The following is a 17,186-nucleotide window of genomic DNA, read 5'->3' as shown; positions in this document are numbered from 1 at the left end:
AGTAACTTATCTATTATAACTGAAAAAGTGCCCCTATGAAGAGGCACATTGTTAACTAATATAAAGGTTCTCATTTATAGTGGTAACAACCGTATCAATATAGTCACCGAACTCCCGCTTCAGCAATTTATAGCCGCCCGGAGTTTTAAATGGTTCTTCCGAGAATGCCTCTTCTGCAGTCGGTGCTAATACAGGCACTTTAAGTAATTGCTTTTCTATTCTCTCTAACCATTTCTTCTGTCTTGGAGTCCAATCATGCAGTGAATACACTTTTTGCATCGCTTGTTTAATACGTGCTTCATGGGCAACTAGTGCTTCACCTAATGCAGCTTGGCGAATAAAGCTAATAATGTCTGCTGCAATGTCTTCATTTTTTGTCTGCTTCCAAGCTGTCTGCAAATGCGATTGCTTAAAGCCTTTCGTTTCTAGAATGGTAATAAGTTCTCGTAAATCCTGCCTTGTTAAATCTTTCGGTCGTGTGCAAATAAGATGAAGAGCGGGAATTTCATTAATATTTTCTTGGATAAAACGAACGAAACCTTCTAAATAATCTTCTGGTCTCTTGTTTCCTTCACCATATCCCCGAACCACATCTGTTACTTCATCCTCTTTGTTGGAGATATATCGTTTCTCGCCTTTTACCCGATAGGCTTCCATATATTCAAATAACATGTTGTGCTGTTTTGCTTCTTGCGGAGTATATAACTGAATTTCTTTCGCCCACTCATCCACATTTTTTCCATTCGACAATTCTTCAAACTTTTGTTTTCCTTCTTCATTCAGCCTTTGCTTGCGACGCTGAATTTTCGCTGCCAATTGGTTACGATAAAACGAAGCTTCATCTTCTGCAGTAGCATTGGCAAGTGATTCATATAGTTCAACGATACTGTAATTTTGTTTCTTTACAACAGGTTTCATCTCCGTATAGCTTTGCAATTTATCGTAGATGCCCACTGCATCGTAAATGTTAAAGTGTGTTTTTCCAATGTCGGGACAAAGACGGGTTGCACGTCCAAGCATTTGGTCATAAAGAATACGAGACTGTATACGCCGTAAGAATACTAGATTTGTTATTGGAGGAACGTCAATGCCTGTGGTGAGTAAATCAACCGTTACAACGACATTTGGCAGCCGCTCGTTCTTAAACCTTTTAATGGCATCTAATGGCTTATAGATATAGCCAGTAATTTTCATAATAGCATCATCTTCAATTTCATCGCCACGTTCTTTAAAGGCTTCCTTTAATAACCGAACAACCAAATCTGCGTGTTGGTCAGTGGCTGCAAAGATAAGAGTTTTCTCTTTTCCTGTCGGATCAATGTATTCAACCAGTTTGTTTAGAACCGCCCGATTAAAAGGTTCAGTAATTACCCGTTTATTAAACTGCTCAACCTCAAAATGAATGGTATCTTCCATTTTTTCTAGTTGAATCTCGCCTTTATCAACATCATACACTTCAACTTCTTCGTCTTTTTCAAGAGTAATGCCGACTTGTGAAAGTTCTGTCTTAAACAGATATGGTGGTTCATGGTCAACTAAGTAGCCATCCAGAACCGCTTCACTATAAGAATACTTAAAAATAGGCATACCAAAAATCTCTGTTGTATGAAGAGCTGGTGTTGCAGTAAGTCCTAAACATGCCGCATCAAAATAATCAATTACACGTCGATATTGGCTAATATAATCATTTTGGTCACGGAATTTCAATTCTTCCTCTGACATTTCTTTGTCACTTGTATAGCCACGATGTGCTTCATCTACAATGATGAAATCATACTGCCCGACACTTGGAAGCTTTTCGTTATCGCTATAGAAAAGTCTTCTAACCATTCCCTGCACCGTCGCAATTTGCACCTTCGTTTCAACTTCTGGAGACATGTCTTCTAAAGACTTCACATCGTATATATCAGCAAATGAGTAGCCTTCAATTTTTGTATCCTTAAGTGCATCCTCTGTCTGTTTTCCTAACGAATTACGGTCTACAAGGAAAAGAATACGACGACATTTTTTGGACTTAATTAAGCGATACATGAGGGCGATAGCTGTACGAGTTTTCCCAGTTCCAGTTGCCATCGCAATAAGCATTCTTCGTTGCCCTTCTTTTAATCCCTCTTCAGCGGAAAGTACCGCTCTTTGCTGATAATGACGCAAACCAAACTTCGTAATATCCTCTTCTTCTAATCGTTTATTCGCATCCTTATCATCTTGACTAAGAAGAAGCTGCAAGTCGTCAGGTGAATGCCAGCCTTCTAATGGGCGAGCATGTTCTAACGGTTTACGTGAATCCCAAAACCAGATGCCCGACTCTTCTTGAAGTTGTTTCAAGTATGGTCGGCCGTTCGTTGCGTATAAGAACGGCACCTTATATTCACCTGTTGTAGGTGTGATGACTTCATCTTCGACTTGTGCCGCATTTTTTGCATACACTTTTGTTTGACTTTCTAATGCGCCAGGAATCGTTTTCTTTTTTGCCTTAGCTTCAATAAAGCCAACAAGCTTTAAGCCAATAAACAACGCATAGTCAATCCTGCCGCCATTGACCTTCCATTCAGCAATTGCCATGTTTCGATTTTTCTCTGGCAGCGTTCCGTTCTTTTGATGATTGAGTACAGTTGTGTCTACTTCCCATCCAACAGCACGTAGTTTTCCATCAATAATCGTACGCGTTTCGGCTTCAGTTAATTGCTGTCGACGCATAAAGTTTTTGGATATTTTTTTACGCTCGATTTTTACCTCTTCTTGTTCCACTTCCGCCTGTCGACGAATTGCCTCTAATTCTTCTTCAAGTTTTTTGACTTTCTCCTCATATTCTCGCTGAAGTGTTTCTGTACTCTGTTCTGTTTGTTCTTGAAGTTCTGTATACTCTGGTGCTTGAAAATCCCAATCACCATATACCTCCATGAACCAAATGGACAAGCGGAACGTTAATTGCAACAAAGCCTTTGCTTCTTCTACTTTTCCATAATCCGCTTCATGCATCGCTACATTCCCTTTGCGACGAAGAGCCTCTAATATATCAATTAATTCAGGCTCAAGTAACCTTTCCCGACGCAAAGTGTTAATGCGATCCACTTGCGTTGTACCATATGCCTCTTTAATATTTTCAGCGGCAAGAATAAATTTAGTTAGTGTTTCAGCGAACAATCGCAGTTTCATTACTGTTGTATGGGGGTCATGATATACATTTCTCTCAGCTGTCTCTCCCAAGTTAGCAAGTACATCCCATTTCCCTTGAAAAAATGAAAAGTTGCCACTCATTGTTATCACCGTTTTCCTAAAAGGTTGTTTGTGTCTATTATACTATAATCATGCAAAAATTAGGAATAATATGTATCGCTCTTTTTTCTACTCTGCTCCTTAGTTTAGGTTCATTCTTTAACCAAGTGAATAAAAGACGGGTTTTATTAGTTATTGTTTAAATATCGGAGCTGCGACATCAGATTTGATCGATAAAAAGAAGAGCCTCAATTAAGAGACTCCTACAAAGTTTGTGCCTTTTAGGTTATATAAATCGAATAATTGCCGCATCCGCTCCATATATAGATTCTGCAAGTGTAACCTCTTAACTCCCAAGTCATAGCCAGCAAAGATATCTTCAAGTTCTTGCTGCGTGTAGAAAAGTCTAATAAATATTTCCTCTTCCTCAGTGGCAAATCCAATCTTCTGTTCCTTGTATTCCTGAAGCCTTTGCTTGTGACGTTTCTCAGCCTTTTTCATGATATTTACCCTGCGTTTTAGCACATAGTCAGCTTCATTTTCATTTTCTTTTGATCACAACAAAAAACCTCCTATACCGAAAGTGATATAAGCCAATAACAGGTGTAATTTCTTACGTGACCGTTATACTGACCGTTTCACTAAACGATATAAGAGGTTGATTTGACGGGCTTTACACCCGATTTCTTAGCGTCCCAGGAGAGATTCGAACTCCCGACCGACGGCTTAGAAGGCCGTTGCTCTATCCGGCTGAGCTACTGGGACATGAAAATCAAATTGTTCTGCTGATCATTTTACCATGATATCAGCGAATTGACAATATAGTCATCCGATAAAAAAGGCCAGCGGCATCAGTTTTCAATCTGATGTCACCAGCTCTTTTTTTGTACGTCCCAGGAGAGATTCGAACTCCCGACCGACGGCTTAGAAGGCCGTTGCTCTATCCAGCTGAGCTACTGGGACAGCTTTTGCTTTATGTATCAGCGACAAGATTTATTATATACAGGTTCAAATCATAAGTCAATATTTTTTTAAAAACTTTTGATGGGGAAGAATGAAATCTCCCCCATCACTTGTTAAAAACTGATTGTAGTCTCCAAGTCCTTCAATTCCCGACCCGTTTCGTCGTAAAATGTCACGGCGCCTTCTCTTTCTGTAAGAGTAAGAATGGCATAGCTTTTCACATTGCGGACTCTCGGAAGACGGATGCTGCCCGGATTAATCAAAAGCTTGCCCCGAAGCTCTTCACTCCCGGCAATATGTGAATGGCCGAAGCAGACGATATCCGCCCCAAGCTCTTCCGCCCGGTAAAAAACAGTTAAAAGTGACTGTTTAATGCCGTGAAGATGCCCGTGAACGGCCAGAATTTTCTTTGAACCGGCGTCCAGAAGGAGTTCATCCTGAAACCCGCCGCCAAAGTCGCAATTGCCTTTTACCGTGTGATACGGCGTAAGCGCCGGATGTGCGGCGTCAAGCTCTGAATCACCGCAATGAATCATCAGATCCGCTTCGTCTTCGTGCCGCTTTGCAATCGTCTCCAGCTCATCTTCAAGGCCGTGACTGTCACTTATTATCAGCACTTTCATTGCATACGCTCCCCCTTATGAATCAAGCAGCTTTGACAGTTTCTTGAGCGCCTCAGCCCTGTGGCTGATTTTGTTTTTCTCAGCGCTTGTCAGCTGGGCCATGGTTTTATCTTTATCTTTTACAATAAAAATGGGATCATAGCCGAACCCGTTATCCCCCTCGGGTCCTTCCGCAATATACCCTTCAACATGACCTTCGACCGTTTTTGTTTCCTGCCCCGGCATGCTGACGGCAAGGGCGCAGCGGAAACGGGCCGTGCGCTGCTCTTTTTCGATGCCTTTTAATTCTGACAGCACCTTGTCCATATTCGCCTTATCATCTTTTGCTTCTCCGGCATAACGGGCTGAATAAACGCCCGGTCTGCCTCCAAGGTTGTCCACCGATAAACCGGAGTCATCTGCAATGACCATTTTGTTTACGGCTTTTGCCACGGCTTCCGCTTTTAAGATGGCGTTTTCTTCAAAGGTATGTCCGGTTTCTTCAATTTCTTCCGTAAATCCGATTTCCGCCAAAGAAGAGACGCTGTAGCCTTTCGGTTCGAGTATTTCCTTGAATTCTTTCACTTTTCCCTGATTGTGTGTCGCAATAATGGCTTCTTTCACGGTGATCAGGCCTCTCTTTCTTATTTCAGTTCAGGCAATGTTTCTCCCAGCATCTCTTTTTGCTTTTGAATAAGCGTCTGGATTCCTTTTTCGGCAAGACTTAACAGTCCGTTTAAATCTTCACGGGAGAATGTGGCTTCTTCGCCCGTCCCTTGAAGCTCTACAAAACGTCCGCTTCCCGTCATGATAATATTCATGTCGACTTCAGCCGCCGAATCCTCTTCATAATTCAGATCCAAAAGAAAGCCTTCTTCTTTATCCATCCCGACAGAAATGGCCGCGAGATAATCTGTCACAGGAGAGGTTTTGATAACGCCGCTTTTTACGAGTTTGCCGATCGCAATGGCCATCGCCAAGAAGGCGCCCGTAATGGAAGCCGTTCTTGTTCCGCCGTCGGCTTGAATGACGTCACAGTCGATCCAGATCGTGCGTTCGCCGAGCTTCTCCAAATCAACGACGGCCCGGAGCGCGCGCCCGATCAGCCGCTGAATTTCCATCGTTCTGCCGGAGACCTTTCCTTTTGAAGATTCTCTTATCGTTCTTTGATTCGTCGCGCGGGGAAGCATACTGTATTCCGCTGTGATCCAGCCTTTTCCTCCGCCGCGTAAAAATGGCGGCACCCGGTCTTCCACAGATGCATTACAGATGACCTTCGTATTTCCCGCTGTAATTAAAACCGAGCCTTCCGGGTGAGTGATAAAATCCAAATCAAATGTGATAGGGCGCAGCTCATCGTGCTGTCTTCCGTCGTGTCTCATATTTTACCTCCGATTATATGTACATAAACCTTTTGTTCCGGATTGTGAATAAAGAAAGAGGCAGCCGGAACGCTAACCTCTTTTTTACTAGTATATCAAAAATCGCAAATTAAAAACTACCCGTATTCACTTGTGACGGCCTCGAAACAGGTTTTGAAAGGGATTCTCCTTTTTCATTCACCAGTTCTGATTTTCCATTTACTTTTATAGAAACACTTTTGATCGACGGCTGTTCGGTTAACGTGAGAACGATGCTGTCCAGTACGCCCGATGATACCATTTTTGTTTTTTCGTCGGCGCTTCCGTAAATAGAGCTGTTAAAGTCCAGTGTAACCTGGCCGTCTTTCACTTTCGGCTTGCTGAGAAGCTTAACATCGTTATTAAAGTCCGTCAAAAGCCCGCTTGCTTTGCCCGGTCCGTCAGCGAGCTGTTCAACGGCAGCGGTGATGTCATTTGTTTCCGAATTGTCAATCCGCTTTGTGACAGGCACGTAGTATTCGCTTGTCTCTGTTTCCGCCAGATAATATACAGTCAGCGGATGGGTGTCTGTCAGATCATTCACTCCGGCCGTTTCAATATTAATCCCGTCTTTTCTGCTTAAGTCGCCCGTAATAGGCGTGCCGCCCACAGGCATTTCTTTCAGCTCGTGCCCGTTGATTCTGATTTTGACTTTATCTATTGAGCTGAATTGGGTAAGCGTCCATGTAATCGATTGCAGGATTTTTTGTTCGTCTTCTTTTTTATAGTTTTTAAATTCCTTCGAAAAATCAGCGACGGCAGTGCCGTCTTTTTTAATATCGACATTTACCGTCGTATCCGCAGGGAGCACCGCTCTGAAGCCGTTCGGCAGGATTTCTGACACAGGCCCTCCCTGAACCAAATACTCAAGGGCCTGCTTTGCGGTTCCCTCACTGTTCGGAAGAGGCAGTGTCTGTGCTGCGACATAGCCGTTTTTATCAATCAGATACAGCTCTCGCATGACTGTATTGGCCGGCTGGTCGGCTTTAGAAGTGCCGTTTTTCTCTGACTGCTTTGGTTTTGCCTGAATTCCCGCTTCATCCTTTACATATGAAATGTCTTGAGGCGGGTCAATTTCCCCGGCTGTTTTATCGGATTGAAACAAACCGCATCCAGATAACACAAAAGCCGAAGTAAGACATGTTGCAGCAATGACTGCAGGTCCTTTTTTCAGCATACTTTTCCCTCCTAAGGCTGTTTGTACTATGATGTATACGAGCCCTGTCCGGGAAATAGACCGGGAAGCGCAAAAAAACCCGCCGTAAACAGCGGGTTTTTTGATTTATTTTCTGACCGGCTCTTGAAGGGAGATGCACTCGACATGGCCGATTTCGTGGCCGAACCAGTCTTCGGCAATTTTTGCGAAACCGTTCCGCTCCCCCGTTGTAAGAAATTGATGCTCCGGTGCATGTTTCGATTGGTTTAACAAACCTTTATAAGACAAGATGGTGCTCACTTCTCTCGCCGTCTCGTCTCCGGAGGAAATGATTTTCACATGCTCCCCCATATAGTTCTGAATCGGATCTTTTAAAATCGGATAATGCGTACATCCTAAAATCAAGGTGTCAATTGATGTACCTTTTAAAGGTTCAAGCGATGCTTCAACCGCTTCCTCCGCCGATTCCTGAAGAAACCGTCCGCTTTCTACAAACGGCACGAGCAGCGGACAAGCCGTGTTCTCAACTTGAAGTTCTGCGTTTAACCCGAGCAGCGCCTGCTCATACGCTCTGCTTTTAATGGTATTGACCGTGCCGATGACGCCGATATGCTGGTTTTTCGTGACCTTTATCGCCGTTCTCGCACCCGGCTGAATGACGCCGACAACCGGAATATCCGTTTTGCGCTGAATATCCTCCAAGGCAATGGCCGTGGCCGTATTGCAGGCGATCACGAGCATTTTGATATGGTGGTTTTCCAGCAGGTAATCGGTCATTTCCCACGTGTATTGAAGAACTTCTTCTTCAGGACGCGGGCCGTACGGGCAGCGTTTTGTATCTCCCACATAGATGATATTTTCCTTCGGTAGCTGTCTCATGATTTCCTTAGCAACGGTTAACCCGCCAACCCCGGAATCAATGACTCCTATCGGCTGTTCCAACAAAATCGCCTCATTTTCTTTTCATTTCATGCTGCAGTTTCAATAATGATTTTTCGAAAGCGGCTGTTTCTTCTTCGGAAAATGTCGCAAACATATCCCGCAAATAAGCCTGTCTTTTCAAAATCACTTCTTGGATAATGCGCTCTCCTTCAGCGAGAAGATGAATTCTGACGACCCGTCTGTCAGCCGGGTCTTTGACCCGCTCGACAAGCTTATTTTTTTCCATGCGGTCTATCAGATCCGTCGTCGTGCTGCAAGCCAAATACATTTTGGCTGATAATTCGCCTATTGTCATATCCCCCAATTCATAAAGCCATTGAAGCCCCACGAATTGCGGCGGTGTAATTGCATATTGGTTAAGGATTTCTCTTCCTTTTTGTTTAATGATCGCAGCGATATGGCGGAGTGATTTTTCGATATCCGCAACATGCTCTACAGATTTTGATGTCATTTGTCCATCCCTCACTCAAGGATCTTTCTGGGCTATGCGCTCCGTGTCTATTTTCCTTCTTTTTTTAAGAAAATGCAAGACTGACGGAGAAAAAGGAAAAACCGGGATTTTCACCGCATGCCCATCAGCCCGGGCGCCAACGCAAATAACCGGCTCCTTCTCGAAAAGAAGGAAAACCGGCAAGAATCAGAGCTCTAGCTCACCCATTCTAAGAAGCTCGACAACAGCTTGCGAACGCCCTTTCACACCTAACTTCTGCATGGCATTTGAAATGTGATTCCGTACAGTTTTTTCACTGATAAATAGCTCGCTTGCAATTTCCTTTGTTGTCTTGTCTTGAACGAGCAATTCGAATACTTCTCTTTCTCTTTTGGTCAGCAGCGGCTTTGATTGAAAATCTTTCTCCTTCAAGTATTGTAACCCTCCTTGCTAAGGTGAGAGCGAATCTGAAACGAATGGGTTTATATAGTCAAGATATCATATGTAAAGGACGCTTCGGAGGTGACGTCTCTTAGAGAAATAGTTATCCGTTCAGGCGAGCAGAATGCCTTTCTCCCGCTCCGTCCAGCTGACCGCTTTGCCGCTTTTCTTCGACACTTGAACCATAACGACGGAACCTGTAAAGCACGGCAGGCCCGACTCATTTTCTCCAAGGTAATGAAGGGTGACGGACGCATTTCCGGCAGCGCTTGCTTTCACATAAATCCGCAGATTTTCATACGGCATCACCTGACGCATATAGTCGCACTGCTGGCTTGCGACGACCGTCATCGTTTCCGAGTTTTGCGCCGTTATGCCTCGCTGTTTAAAATAAGCGATCCGTGCTTCTTCAAAATAGATGAAAGGGGTTACATTATTCATATGGCCGAACATATCCGTTTCTGAAAAACGAACCGATACTTCAGTAAAGAAAGAAAACGACTGTCTCCATTCTTCAAACGGGATATCAATATATTGCGGTTGTTTCATCATCTTCAGCTCCTTATAAAAAAACCTCTCCCGTGCGGAAGAGGCTCTTTTTCTCTTTCTTATACTCTGTCGCTTCCGAAGAAATTACGGAATGCTTGTAAATTGGTATCTCTGTTCAAAGCGGCGATTGAAGTCGTAAGCGGAATGCCTTTCGGGCAGGATTGCACACAGTTTTGTGAATTCCCGCAATCTCCAAGGCCGCCGTCTGTCATTAACGCTTCTAAACGTTCTGCTTTGTTCATCGCGCCCGTCGGATGGGCGTTAAACAGACGCACTTGCGACATCGGGGCAGGCCCCATGAATTTCGACTTGCTGTTGACGTTCGGGCAGGCTTCGAGGCAGACGCCGCATGTCATGCATTTAGACAATTCATATGCCCACTGGCGGCGTTTTTCCGGCATTCTCGGCCCCGGCCCCAAATCGTAAGTTCCGTCAATCGGCACCCATGCTTTCACTTTTTTCAGTGAATCAAACATTCTGCTGCGGTCAACCTGAAGGTCACGGACAACCGGGAATGTTTTCATCGGCTTCAGACGGATCGGCTGTTCCAGCTTATCAATCAGCGCCGTACATGACTGGCGCGGTCTCCCGTTGATGACCATGGAGCAGGCGCCGCATACTTCTTCAAGACAGTTCATGTCCCATGCGACCGGAGTGGTTTTCTCTCCTTTTGCATTCACGGGATTTCTGCGGATTTCCATCAGGGCAGAAATCACGTTCAGATTCGGGCGGTAATTGATTTCGAATTCTTCATCGTATGGCGCGCTTTCGGGCGTATCCTGACGTGTAATGATAAACCGTATCTTTTTCTCACTCATGATTATTTCGCCACCTTCTTCTTCGAGTAGTCGCGTTTACGGGGCGCAATCAGTGATACATCGACATCCTGATATTCAAATTCCGGAGCTTCAAACGGACCGGCATGTTTAGCCATCGTCGTTTTGAGCCACTCATCGTCATTTCTTTCAGGGAAATCCGGTTTATAGTGCGCTCCCCGGCTTTCATTTCGGTTATATGCGCCGAGCGTGATGACTCTGGCAAGCTGAAGCATATTGGAGAACTGGCGGGTGAACATCGCCCCTTGGTTGCTCCATTTTGTCGTATCGTTGATATTGATTTTCTTAAAGCGTTCCATCAGCTCTTGGATCTTGTCATCCGTTTTCAAAAGCTTGTCGTTGTGGCGGACCACCGTGACGTTGGCCGTCATCCACTCTCCGAGCTCACGGTGAAGCACGTAGGCATTTTCGTCGCCGTCCATCTTCATAATATCGGCCCATTTTTCTTCTTCTTTTTTCACATAGGAATCAAATAATGAAGAAGACAGGTCTTCCGCTGATGTTTCAAGTCCGGAAACATATTTCACCGCATTCGGTCCGGCCACCATTCCTCCGTAGATGGCGGAAAGCAGAGAGTTCGCCCCTAAACGGTTTCCTCCGTGCATTGAATAATCACATTCACCCGCTGCGAACAGTCCGCGGATGCTTGTCATCTGATCATAATCAACCCACAGTCCGCCCATTGAATAGTGAACGGCAGGGAAAATTTTCATCGGAAGCTTGCGCGGGTCATCGCCCATGAATTTTTCATAGATTTCGATAATGCCGCCAAGCTTAACGTCAAGCTCTTTCGGATCTTTGTGCGACAGATCGAGATACACCATGTTTTCTCCGTTGATGCCGAGTTTCTGATTCACACACACGTCAAAGATTTCACGTGTCGCAATATCCCGCGGTACGAGGTTTCCGTAAGCCGGATATTTTTCCTCAAGGAAGTACCAAGGTTTTCCGTCTTTGTACGTCCAGACTCTTCCGCCCTCGCCGCGCGCCGATTCACTCATCAGACGCAGTTTATCGTCCCCCGGGATTGCTGTCGGGTGAATTTGGATAAATTCGCCGTTTGCATAATAAGCGCCCTGCTGATAAACGATTGATGCGGCAGATCCCGTGTTGATCATGCTGTTTGTTGATTTTCCGAATACGATTCCGGGTCCTCCCGTCGCCATAATAACGGCGTCAGAACGGAATGACTCGATTTGCATATTGGTCAGATTTTGGGCTACGATACCGCGGCACGTGCGCTCATCGTCAAGAACGGCGCCGAGGAATTCCCAGCCTTCGTATTTTGTGACGAGACCCGCCACTTCATATCTGCGCACCTGCTCGTCCAGTGCGTAAAGAAGCTGCTGACCCGTCGTCGCTCCCGCGTATGCGGTTCTGTGATGCTGTGTACCCCCGAAACGGCGGAAGTCCAAGAGCCCTTCCGGCGTTCTGTTAAACATAACCCCCATGCGGTCCAATAAGTGGATAATGGACGGCGCCGCTTCACACATCGCTTTTACAGGAGGCTGGTTTGCCAAAAAGTCGCCTCCGTATACCGTGTCATCAAAATGCTCAAACGGAGAGTCTCCTTCCCCTTTTGTGTTGACAGCTCCGTTTATCCCGCCCTGCGCGCAGACCGAGTGAGAGCGTTTGACCGGAACGATGGAAAACAATTTAACGGCCGTGCCTGATTCCGCTGCTTTAATTGTCGCCATGAGGCCGGCAAGACCCCCGCCGACTACGATAATGCTTGATTGACTCATGATAGCCCCTCTCCCTCTAGTAATCTAGTTCTCTTACACAAACGCAAAAATCGCTTTTAAACCTACGTATGAAAGCGCTAAAAATATAATCAGCGTCACGTAAGTCGAAATTCTTTGAGAACGCGGCGTGACCGTGATCCCCCATGTGACCGCAAAAGACCATAAGCCGTTTGAAAAGTGAAAAATGACCGATAAAACGCCTACAATGTAAAAACCGAGCATAAACGGCGAGCTCAGAATATTCGCCATCATATCGAAGTTGACTTCAGCGCCCATCTGCGCGGCAATCCGCGTCTGCCACACATGCCAGCTGACGAAAATAAGGGTGAGAATACCAGTGACACGCTGAAGCACAAACATCCAGTTTCTGAAATAACTGTAGTGGCCAGCGTTGTTTTTCGCAGTAAATGCTATGTACACACCGTAAACCGCATGATAAATTAAAGGTAAGAAAATAATAAAAATTTCTAACGCATACCTGAACGGCAGACTGTCCATAAAGCCGGCCGCCTTGTTAAACGCATCCGCTCCCCTTGCGGCAAATTGGTTGACGACTAAATGCTGGATCAAAAAGATGCCGACCGGAATAACACCGAGCAAGGAATGCAATCTTCGAAAATAAAACTCTCTGTTCCCAGACATTACTTTACCCCCTGTTTGATTTAAGTGCGAAATGTACTAAAATCTCTGCCCCCACTTCGTTTCAATTGTAAGCACTTTATTAAAATTTATTGACAATTTCATTTTACTCCTCCCTCAAAAGGGCGTCAAGAAAACGTGTACATAAATTATAATTTTCGGAATTGATTATCTGGAGGGAAAATTTTATTTTCCTGCGATATCTTTCTCACATTTTTTCGCTTGTTTTATAGGATCATCCTGTAATCCTCCCCCCTGTTTAAGCTATAATAAACGAAGGAGAGAGGGGAATACATAATATGAAGAATAATTATGAAGCAGCTTTAGAACCTTTAACTGAACTCGACGTCAGCGCATACGGCTACGAATTAATCCGGGAAATCGTGCTTCCGGATATCCTTGGCCCGGAACATTCATCGATGATGTATTGGGCGGGAAAACGCCTCGCCCGCAAATTTCCTCTTCAATCGTGGGAAGAAATCCCCGCCTTTTTTGAAAAAGCCGGCTGGGGAACTTTGACAAACGCAGGATCAAAAAAACAAGAACTGGAATTTGAACTGGAAGGACCGCTCGTATCCAGCAGGCTCAAACATCAGAAAGAGCCTTGTTTCCAGCTTGAAGCCGGTTTTATAGCCGAACAGATTCAATTGATGAACGATCAGATTGCAGAATCTTATGAACAGGTAAAAAAGAGAGCGGATAAAGTCGTCCTGACCGTAAAATGGGATATGAAGGACCCTGTATAATTGAAAAAAGGCGGTGACTCCAAGTCCCGCCTTTTTGCCTGCCTGTTTATACGGCAGACGGCTGTTTAGAAAGCTCAAACGCATCATGAAGCGCTTCGACCGCTTTCACCATATCATTTTCACTGACAACCGCTGATACTTTTATTTCAGATGTGCTCACCATTTTGACTTGTACATTTTTTTCCGCCAGTACGGCAAACATGTCCGCGGCGACGCCGGGATTTGAAACCATGCCCGACCCGACAATAGAGACTTTCGCCAGTTTTCTTTCGGTTTCAATTTTTTCATAGTCAAGCGCGTTTTTATATTCTTCAAGCACGGCGACCGTTTGCGCGGCATCTTCCGTTTTCACTGAGAAAGAAATATCCGCTTCCCCATCGTCCGACTGAGTCTGAATAATAATGTCAACGTTGATGTTTCGTTTTGCCAGCGCAGTGAAGATTGTTGAAAGTGTTGTCAATCCGCTTGCAAGGCCTGTAACGGACACCCTTGTGATCTGGTCTTCAAATGCAATTCCTCTGACGATTAAATTCTGCTCCATTGATGATTCCTCCTCAATTAATGTTCCAGCTTCATGTTCCGTGCTTGACCGCACTTCCAAAGGCACTTGGTAGTTTTTCGCGAACTCAACCGCCCGCGGGTGAAGAACACCCGCTCCTAGATTTGCAAGCTCCAGCATTTCATCATAAGAAATTCCCGCCAGTTTTCTCGCTGACCGGACATACCGCGGATCTGTCGTAAATACGCCCGGAACATCTGTATAAATGTCGCATTTATCCGCTTCCAGCGCTGCTGCAAGAGCGACCGCCGTCGTATCGGAACCGCCCCGTCCGAGCGTCGTGATGCCGCCGTCTTCCGTTACGCCCTGAAAACCGGCAACGACTGTGATTTTGCCTTCTGCAAGCTGCGAACGAATCGCCGTGATATCAATATCCGTAATTCTCGCATTGCCGTGAACGGCTTCCGTGCGGACACCCGCCTGCCAGCCCGTATAAGAGACGGCGTCATATCCTTTTTCCTGAAGCGCCATGGCCAAAAGCGAAATCGTGACCTGCTCTCCCGTAGACAAAAGCATATCCATCTCGCGTCTTCTTGGTTCAGATGTGATTTCAGCCGCGAGGTTAACGAGCGCGTCGGTTGATTTTCCCATTGCCGAAACGACGACTACGACATCATGGCCTTTTTGCTTTTCAGCAATGGCGCGATTTGCGGCATTTTGAATTTTTTCGGCAGAGCCGACGGAAGTGCCTCCGAATTTTTGTACGATAAGACCCATACTAGACCACCCTTTACATTTTGGTTCGTGCGGGTGAGGAGAAAAGAGCGTTTTGTCCACAATAAAAAAAGCAATGAGAGGAATAGCTCTCATTGCTTTTTCATATCATTACGATTGATTATGAACAACGAGATAGCCCTCCAAGAAAATGAATTCTTGACAGCCTTACATTTATTTAATGCAAGGCCAGCAAATCACACCGATGGGATGTGATACACTTCGGCGACGCTCCCCTTTCAGCCTTTTTCGCAGAATCCATCATTCTCCAAAGGCTTACTATTGAAGTTCGCACCTCTATCTTCACCATATAACACGATCTTATGAAATTAGTTCACATTCTAGCAGATTTTTCAGAAAAGCACAATACTATTTTTTTAATTTTTCAAACAGCAGCTGGGCCGCCGCGGCCGGCACACCCGCTTTTTTGATATCGTCAAGGCTTGCTTCCTTCATCTTTTTGACAGATCCGAAATGTTTTAAGAGCATTTTTTTGCGTTTTTCGCCGATTCCGGGGATATCATCCAGAACGGATTGAAAGGCGCTTTTTCCCCGGATCTGTCTGTGAAAGCTGATCGCAAAACGGTGAACTTCGTCCTGAATGCGCTGAAGCAGGTAAAACTCTTGGCTGTTCCGCTCCAGAAACACCGGTTCAAGCGGGTCGCCGATCAAAAGGTTCGATGTTCGGTGTTTATCATCTTTCGCCAATCCCGCTACCGGGACATCAAGGCCGAGCTCATTCTCGAGCACGTCGCGCGCCGCGTTAATCTGCCCTTTTCCGCCGTCAATGATGATTAAATCCGGCAGCGGAAGGTTTTCGCGGAGCACCCTCGTGTATCTTCTTCTGACGACTTCCCTCATTGAGCCGTAATCATCCGGCCCTGTTACGGTTTTAATTTTATATTTGCGGTATTCCTTTTTATTCGGTTTTCCGTCAATAAAGACAATCATGGCCGATACGGGGTTTGTGCCTTGAATATTGGAGTTGTCAAACGCTTCAATCCGATGCGGCGTGTAAATATTCAGCGCTTCGCCGAGCCGTTCGGCTGCACCGATTGACCGTTCCTCATCCCGCTCGATTAACGAGAATTTTTCCCGCAGGGCGATTTTCGCATTTTTGTGCGCAAGCAAAAGCAGCTCTTTTTTCGGGCCTTTTTTCGGCTGATGCACGGCGGTTTCCAACAGCTCGCTGATCATGTCCCTGTCAACGCTGTCAGGCACCAGAATTTCCTTAGGCAGAAAGTGATTGTTTTTGGAATAGAACTGGCCGATGAAGGTCAGGAATTCTTCATCCGCTTCCTGATACATCGGAAACATGCTGACGTCGCGTTCGATCAGTTTTCCTTGGCGAATGAAAAAGACTTGGACGCACATCCAGCCTTTATCGTAGGCATATGCAAACACATCGCGGTCCAGAAGGTCATTCATGGTCATTTTTTGCTTCTCCATCGTCGATTCGATGTGAACAAGCTGGTCGCGGAATTCTTTAGCCCGTTCAAATTCAAGCTTTTCCGCCGCTTCTGCCATTTTCGCTTCGAGCTCTTTTTTGATTTCGTTATGCCCTCCCTTTAAAAAACGGGTGATGTCTTCAACAATCTCGCGGTTTGTTTCCTCAGATATATCCTTTACACATGGGGCGAGGCATTGTCCGAGATGATAATAGAGACAGACGCGGTCCGGAAGCTTTGAGCATTTCCTGAGCGGGTAAAGGCGGTCCAGCAGTTTTTTCGTTTCCCGCGCCGCCTGCACATTCGGATACGGGCCGAAATAGCGTCCTTTGTCTTTTTTGACATTCCGGGTGACAATCAGCCGCGGATGGCGTTCATGGGTGATTTTAATAAAGGGATAGGTTTTATCATCTTTCAGCATGACATTGTATTTCGGATCGTATTTTTTAATCAGATTCATTTCCAAAATAAGCGCTTCAAGATTGGAGGAAGTCACGATATATTCAAAGTCCTCAATCTCCGTCACAAGCCGTTGGGTTTTTGCGTCGTGAGAACCGGTGAAATAAGATCGCACCCTGTTTTTCAAGACTTTCGCTTTCCCCACGTAGATGACTGTTTTTTGACGGTCTTTCATTAAATAACAGCCCGGCTGATCGGGAAGGAGGGCCAGTTTTTCTTTCAGTTGTTTATTCATACGTTACCCTTCCTTACATTCATTTCTCGTGTCCATTCAGTGTATCACGAACATTTGTTTTTCTCCATTCTCAGCTTTTGGAAGATCAAAAAAGGCGATTCCCTTT

Annotated in this window: 16 protein-coding genes, 2 tRNA genes and 1 riboswitch; of the genes, 1 reads left to right on the top strand and 17 read right to left on the bottom strand. The window is 45.3% G+C overall.

Features of this window, described 5'->3' with window-relative positions; translation table 11 throughout:
* Positions 1–51: 51 nt before the first annotated feature.
* The 15 genes from hsdR to sdhC all read right to left on the bottom strand — a co-directional run bounded on the left by hsdR (position 52) and on the right by sdhC (position 12,922).
* Positions 52–3,258, bottom strand: coding sequence for a type I restriction-modification system endonuclease (gene hsdR / locus K3G25_RS04695; RefSeq protein WP_017418302.1), 3,207 nt, complete (start codon positions 3,256–3,258; stop codon positions 52–54).
* Positions 3,259–3,468: 210 nt separating this feature from the next.
* Positions 3,469–3,717, bottom strand: a complete 249-nt coding sequence (locus K3G25_RS04690; protein ID WP_176428381.1) for a hypothetical protein — start codon at positions 3,715–3,717, stop codon at positions 3,469–3,471.
* A gap of 190 nt (positions 3,718–3,907) precedes the next feature.
* Positions 3,908–3,981 (bottom strand) — tRNA-Arg (locus K3G25_RS04685).
* Positions 3,982–4,105: 124 nt separating this feature from the next.
* A tRNA-Arg gene (locus tag K3G25_RS04680) sits at positions 4,106–4,179 on the bottom strand.
* Between the two features lie 113 nt (positions 4,180–4,292).
* Positions 4,293–4,802, bottom strand: coding sequence for a YfcE family phosphodiesterase (locus tag K3G25_RS04675; protein ID WP_021494403.1), 510 nt, complete (start codon positions 4,800–4,802; stop codon positions 4,293–4,295).
* 15 nt (positions 4,803–4,817) lie between these two features.
* Positions 4,818–5,414 (bottom strand): XTP/dITP diphosphatase, encoded by a 597-nt coding sequence (locus K3G25_RS04670; protein ID WP_087920775.1) that lies wholly within the window; start codon positions 5,412–5,414, stop codon positions 4,818–4,820.
* 11 nt (positions 5,415–5,425) lie between these two features.
* Positions 5,426–6,163 carry a ribonuclease PH gene (gene rph, locus K3G25_RS04665; RefSeq protein ID WP_232489607.1) on the bottom strand — a complete coding sequence of 246 codons (738 nt, stop codon included), beginning with the start codon at positions 6,161–6,163 and terminating at the stop codon, positions 5,426–5,428.
* A gap of 109 nt (positions 6,164–6,272) precedes the next feature.
* On the bottom strand, positions 6,273–7,358 hold the full coding sequence (locus K3G25_RS04660; RefSeq protein ID WP_014418573.1) for a GerMN domain-containing protein: 1,086 nt from the start codon (positions 7,356–7,358) through the stop codon (positions 6,273–6,275).
* Between the two features lie 105 nt (positions 7,359–7,463).
* Positions 7,464–8,282 (bottom strand): glutamate racemase, encoded by an 819-nt coding sequence (racE, locus tag K3G25_RS04655; RefSeq protein ID WP_012118125.1) that lies wholly within the window; start codon positions 8,280–8,282, stop codon positions 7,464–7,466.
* A 7-nt stretch (positions 8,283–8,289) separates the two neighbouring features.
* On the bottom strand, positions 8,290–8,730 hold the full coding sequence (locus K3G25_RS04650) for a MarR family winged helix-turn-helix transcriptional regulator (protein ID WP_014418574.1): 441 nt from the start codon (positions 8,728–8,730) through the stop codon (positions 8,290–8,292).
* Positions 8,731–8,916: 186 nt separating this feature from the next.
* Complete coding sequence (gene gerE / locus K3G25_RS04645; RefSeq protein ID WP_003152579.1) at positions 8,917–9,141, bottom strand: spore germination transcription factor GerE; 225 nt, start codon at positions 9,139–9,141, stop codon at positions 8,917–8,919.
* A 120-nt stretch (positions 9,142–9,261) separates the two neighbouring features.
* Positions 9,262–9,699: an acyl-CoA thioesterase gene (locus tag K3G25_RS04640; RefSeq protein WP_012118126.1), complete on the bottom strand. Its 438-nt coding sequence runs from the start codon at positions 9,697–9,699 to the stop codon at positions 9,262–9,264.
* 59 nt (positions 9,700–9,758) lie between these two features.
* Entirely contained in the window at positions 9,759–10,517 is a 759-nt protein-coding gene (gene sdhB, locus K3G25_RS04635; RefSeq protein WP_003152575.1) for a succinate dehydrogenase iron-sulfur subunit, read from the bottom strand.
* 2 nt (positions 10,518–10,519) lie between these two features.
* Complete coding sequence (sdhA, locus tag K3G25_RS04630) at positions 10,520–12,280, bottom strand: succinate dehydrogenase flavoprotein subunit (RefSeq protein WP_003152573.1); 1,761 nt, start codon at positions 12,278–12,280, stop codon at positions 10,520–10,522.
* Positions 12,281–12,313: 33 nt separating this feature from the next.
* Positions 12,314–12,922, bottom strand: coding sequence for a succinate dehydrogenase cytochrome B558 (gene sdhC / locus K3G25_RS04625; RefSeq protein WP_003152571.1), 609 nt, complete (start codon positions 12,920–12,922; stop codon positions 12,314–12,316).
* A gap of 296 nt (positions 12,923–13,218) precedes the next feature.
* On the opposite strand from sdhC, the gene K3G25_RS04620 reads away from it, so the two are divergent.
* Complete coding sequence (locus K3G25_RS04620) at positions 13,219–13,665, top strand: YslB family protein (protein ID WP_007612940.1); 447 nt, start codon at positions 13,219–13,221, stop codon at positions 13,663–13,665.
* A 46-nt stretch (positions 13,666–13,711) separates the two neighbouring features.
* On the opposite strand, the gene K3G25_RS04615 is transcribed toward K3G25_RS04620, so the two are convergent.
* Both K3G25_RS04615 and uvrC read right to left on the bottom strand, forming a co-directional pair.
* The gene (locus tag K3G25_RS04615) at positions 13,712–14,941 is read right to left on the bottom strand and encodes an aspartate kinase (RefSeq protein ID WP_094296068.1); all 1,230 of its coding nucleotides are present in this window, start codon (positions 14,939–14,941) and stop codon (positions 13,712–13,714) included.
* A 125-nt stretch (positions 14,942–15,066) separates the two neighbouring features.
* A riboswitch (Lysine riboswitch) is annotated at positions 15,067–15,246 on the bottom strand.
* Positions 15,247–15,307: 61 nt separating this feature from the next.
* Positions 15,308–17,080 carry an excinuclease ABC subunit UvrC gene (gene uvrC / locus K3G25_RS04610; protein ID WP_095272560.1) on the bottom strand — a complete coding sequence of 591 codons (1,773 nt, stop codon included), beginning with the start codon at positions 17,078–17,080 and terminating at the stop codon, positions 15,308–15,310.
* Positions 17,081–17,186 lie beyond the last annotated feature (106 nt).

This window comes from Bacillus sp. FCW2, from assembly GCF_021228595.1.
Classification (GTDB): domain Bacteria; phylum Bacillota; class Bacilli; order Bacillales; family Bacillaceae; genus Bacillus; species Bacillus velezensis.
Note: the sequence above shows the minus strand (reverse complement) of the source record. Positions and strands in the feature narration are given on the sequence as shown.

Bases quoted from the DNA above. Each gene is read 5' to 3' on its own strand.
- hsdR (WP_017418302.1), bottom strand. From the start codon at position 3,258: ATGAGTGGCAACTTTTCATTTTTTCAAGGGAAATGGGATGTACTTGCT.
- K3G25_RS04690 (WP_176428381.1), bottom strand. From the start codon at position 3,717: ATGAAAAAGGCTGAGAAACGTCACAAGCAAAGGCTTCAGGAATACAAG.
- K3G25_RS04675 (WP_021494403.1), bottom strand. From the start codon at position 4,802: ATGAAAGTGCTGATAATAAGTGACAGTCACGGCCTTGAAGATGAGCTG.
- rph (WP_232489607.1), bottom strand. From the start codon at position 6,163: ATGAGACACGACGGAAGACAGCACGATGAGCTGCGCCCTATCACATTT.
- K3G25_RS04660 (WP_014418573.1), bottom strand. From the start codon at position 7,358: ATGCTGAAAAAAGGACCTGCAGTCATTGCTGCAACATGTCTTACTTCG.
- K3G25_RS04650 (WP_014418574.1), bottom strand. From the start codon at position 8,730: ATGACATCAAAATCTGTAGAGCATGTTGCGGATATCGAAAAATCACTC.
- K3G25_RS04640 (WP_012118126.1), bottom strand. From the start codon at position 9,699: ATGAAACAACCGCAATATATTGATATCCCGTTTGAAGAATGGAGACAG.
- sdhB (WP_003152575.1), bottom strand. From the start codon at position 10,517: ATGAGTGAGAAAAAGATACGGTTTATCATTACACGTCAGGATACGCCC.
- sdhA (WP_003152573.1), bottom strand. From the start codon at position 12,280: ATGAGTCAATCAAGCATTATCGTAGTCGGCGGGGGTCTTGCCGGCCTC.
- sdhC (WP_003152571.1), bottom strand. From the start codon at position 12,922: ATGTCTGGGAACAGAGAGTTTTATTTTCGAAGATTGCATTCCTTGCTC.
- K3G25_RS04620 (WP_007612940.1), top strand. From the start codon at position 13,219: ATGAAGAATAATTATGAAGCAGCTTTAGAACCTTTAACTGAACTCGAC.
- K3G25_RS04615 (WP_094296068.1), bottom strand. From the start codon at position 14,941: ATGGGTCTTATCGTACAAAAATTCGGAGGCACTTCCGTCGGCTCTGCC.
- uvrC (WP_095272560.1), bottom strand. From the start codon at position 17,080: ATGAATAAACAACTGAAAGAAAAACTGGCCCTCCTTCCCGATCAGCCG.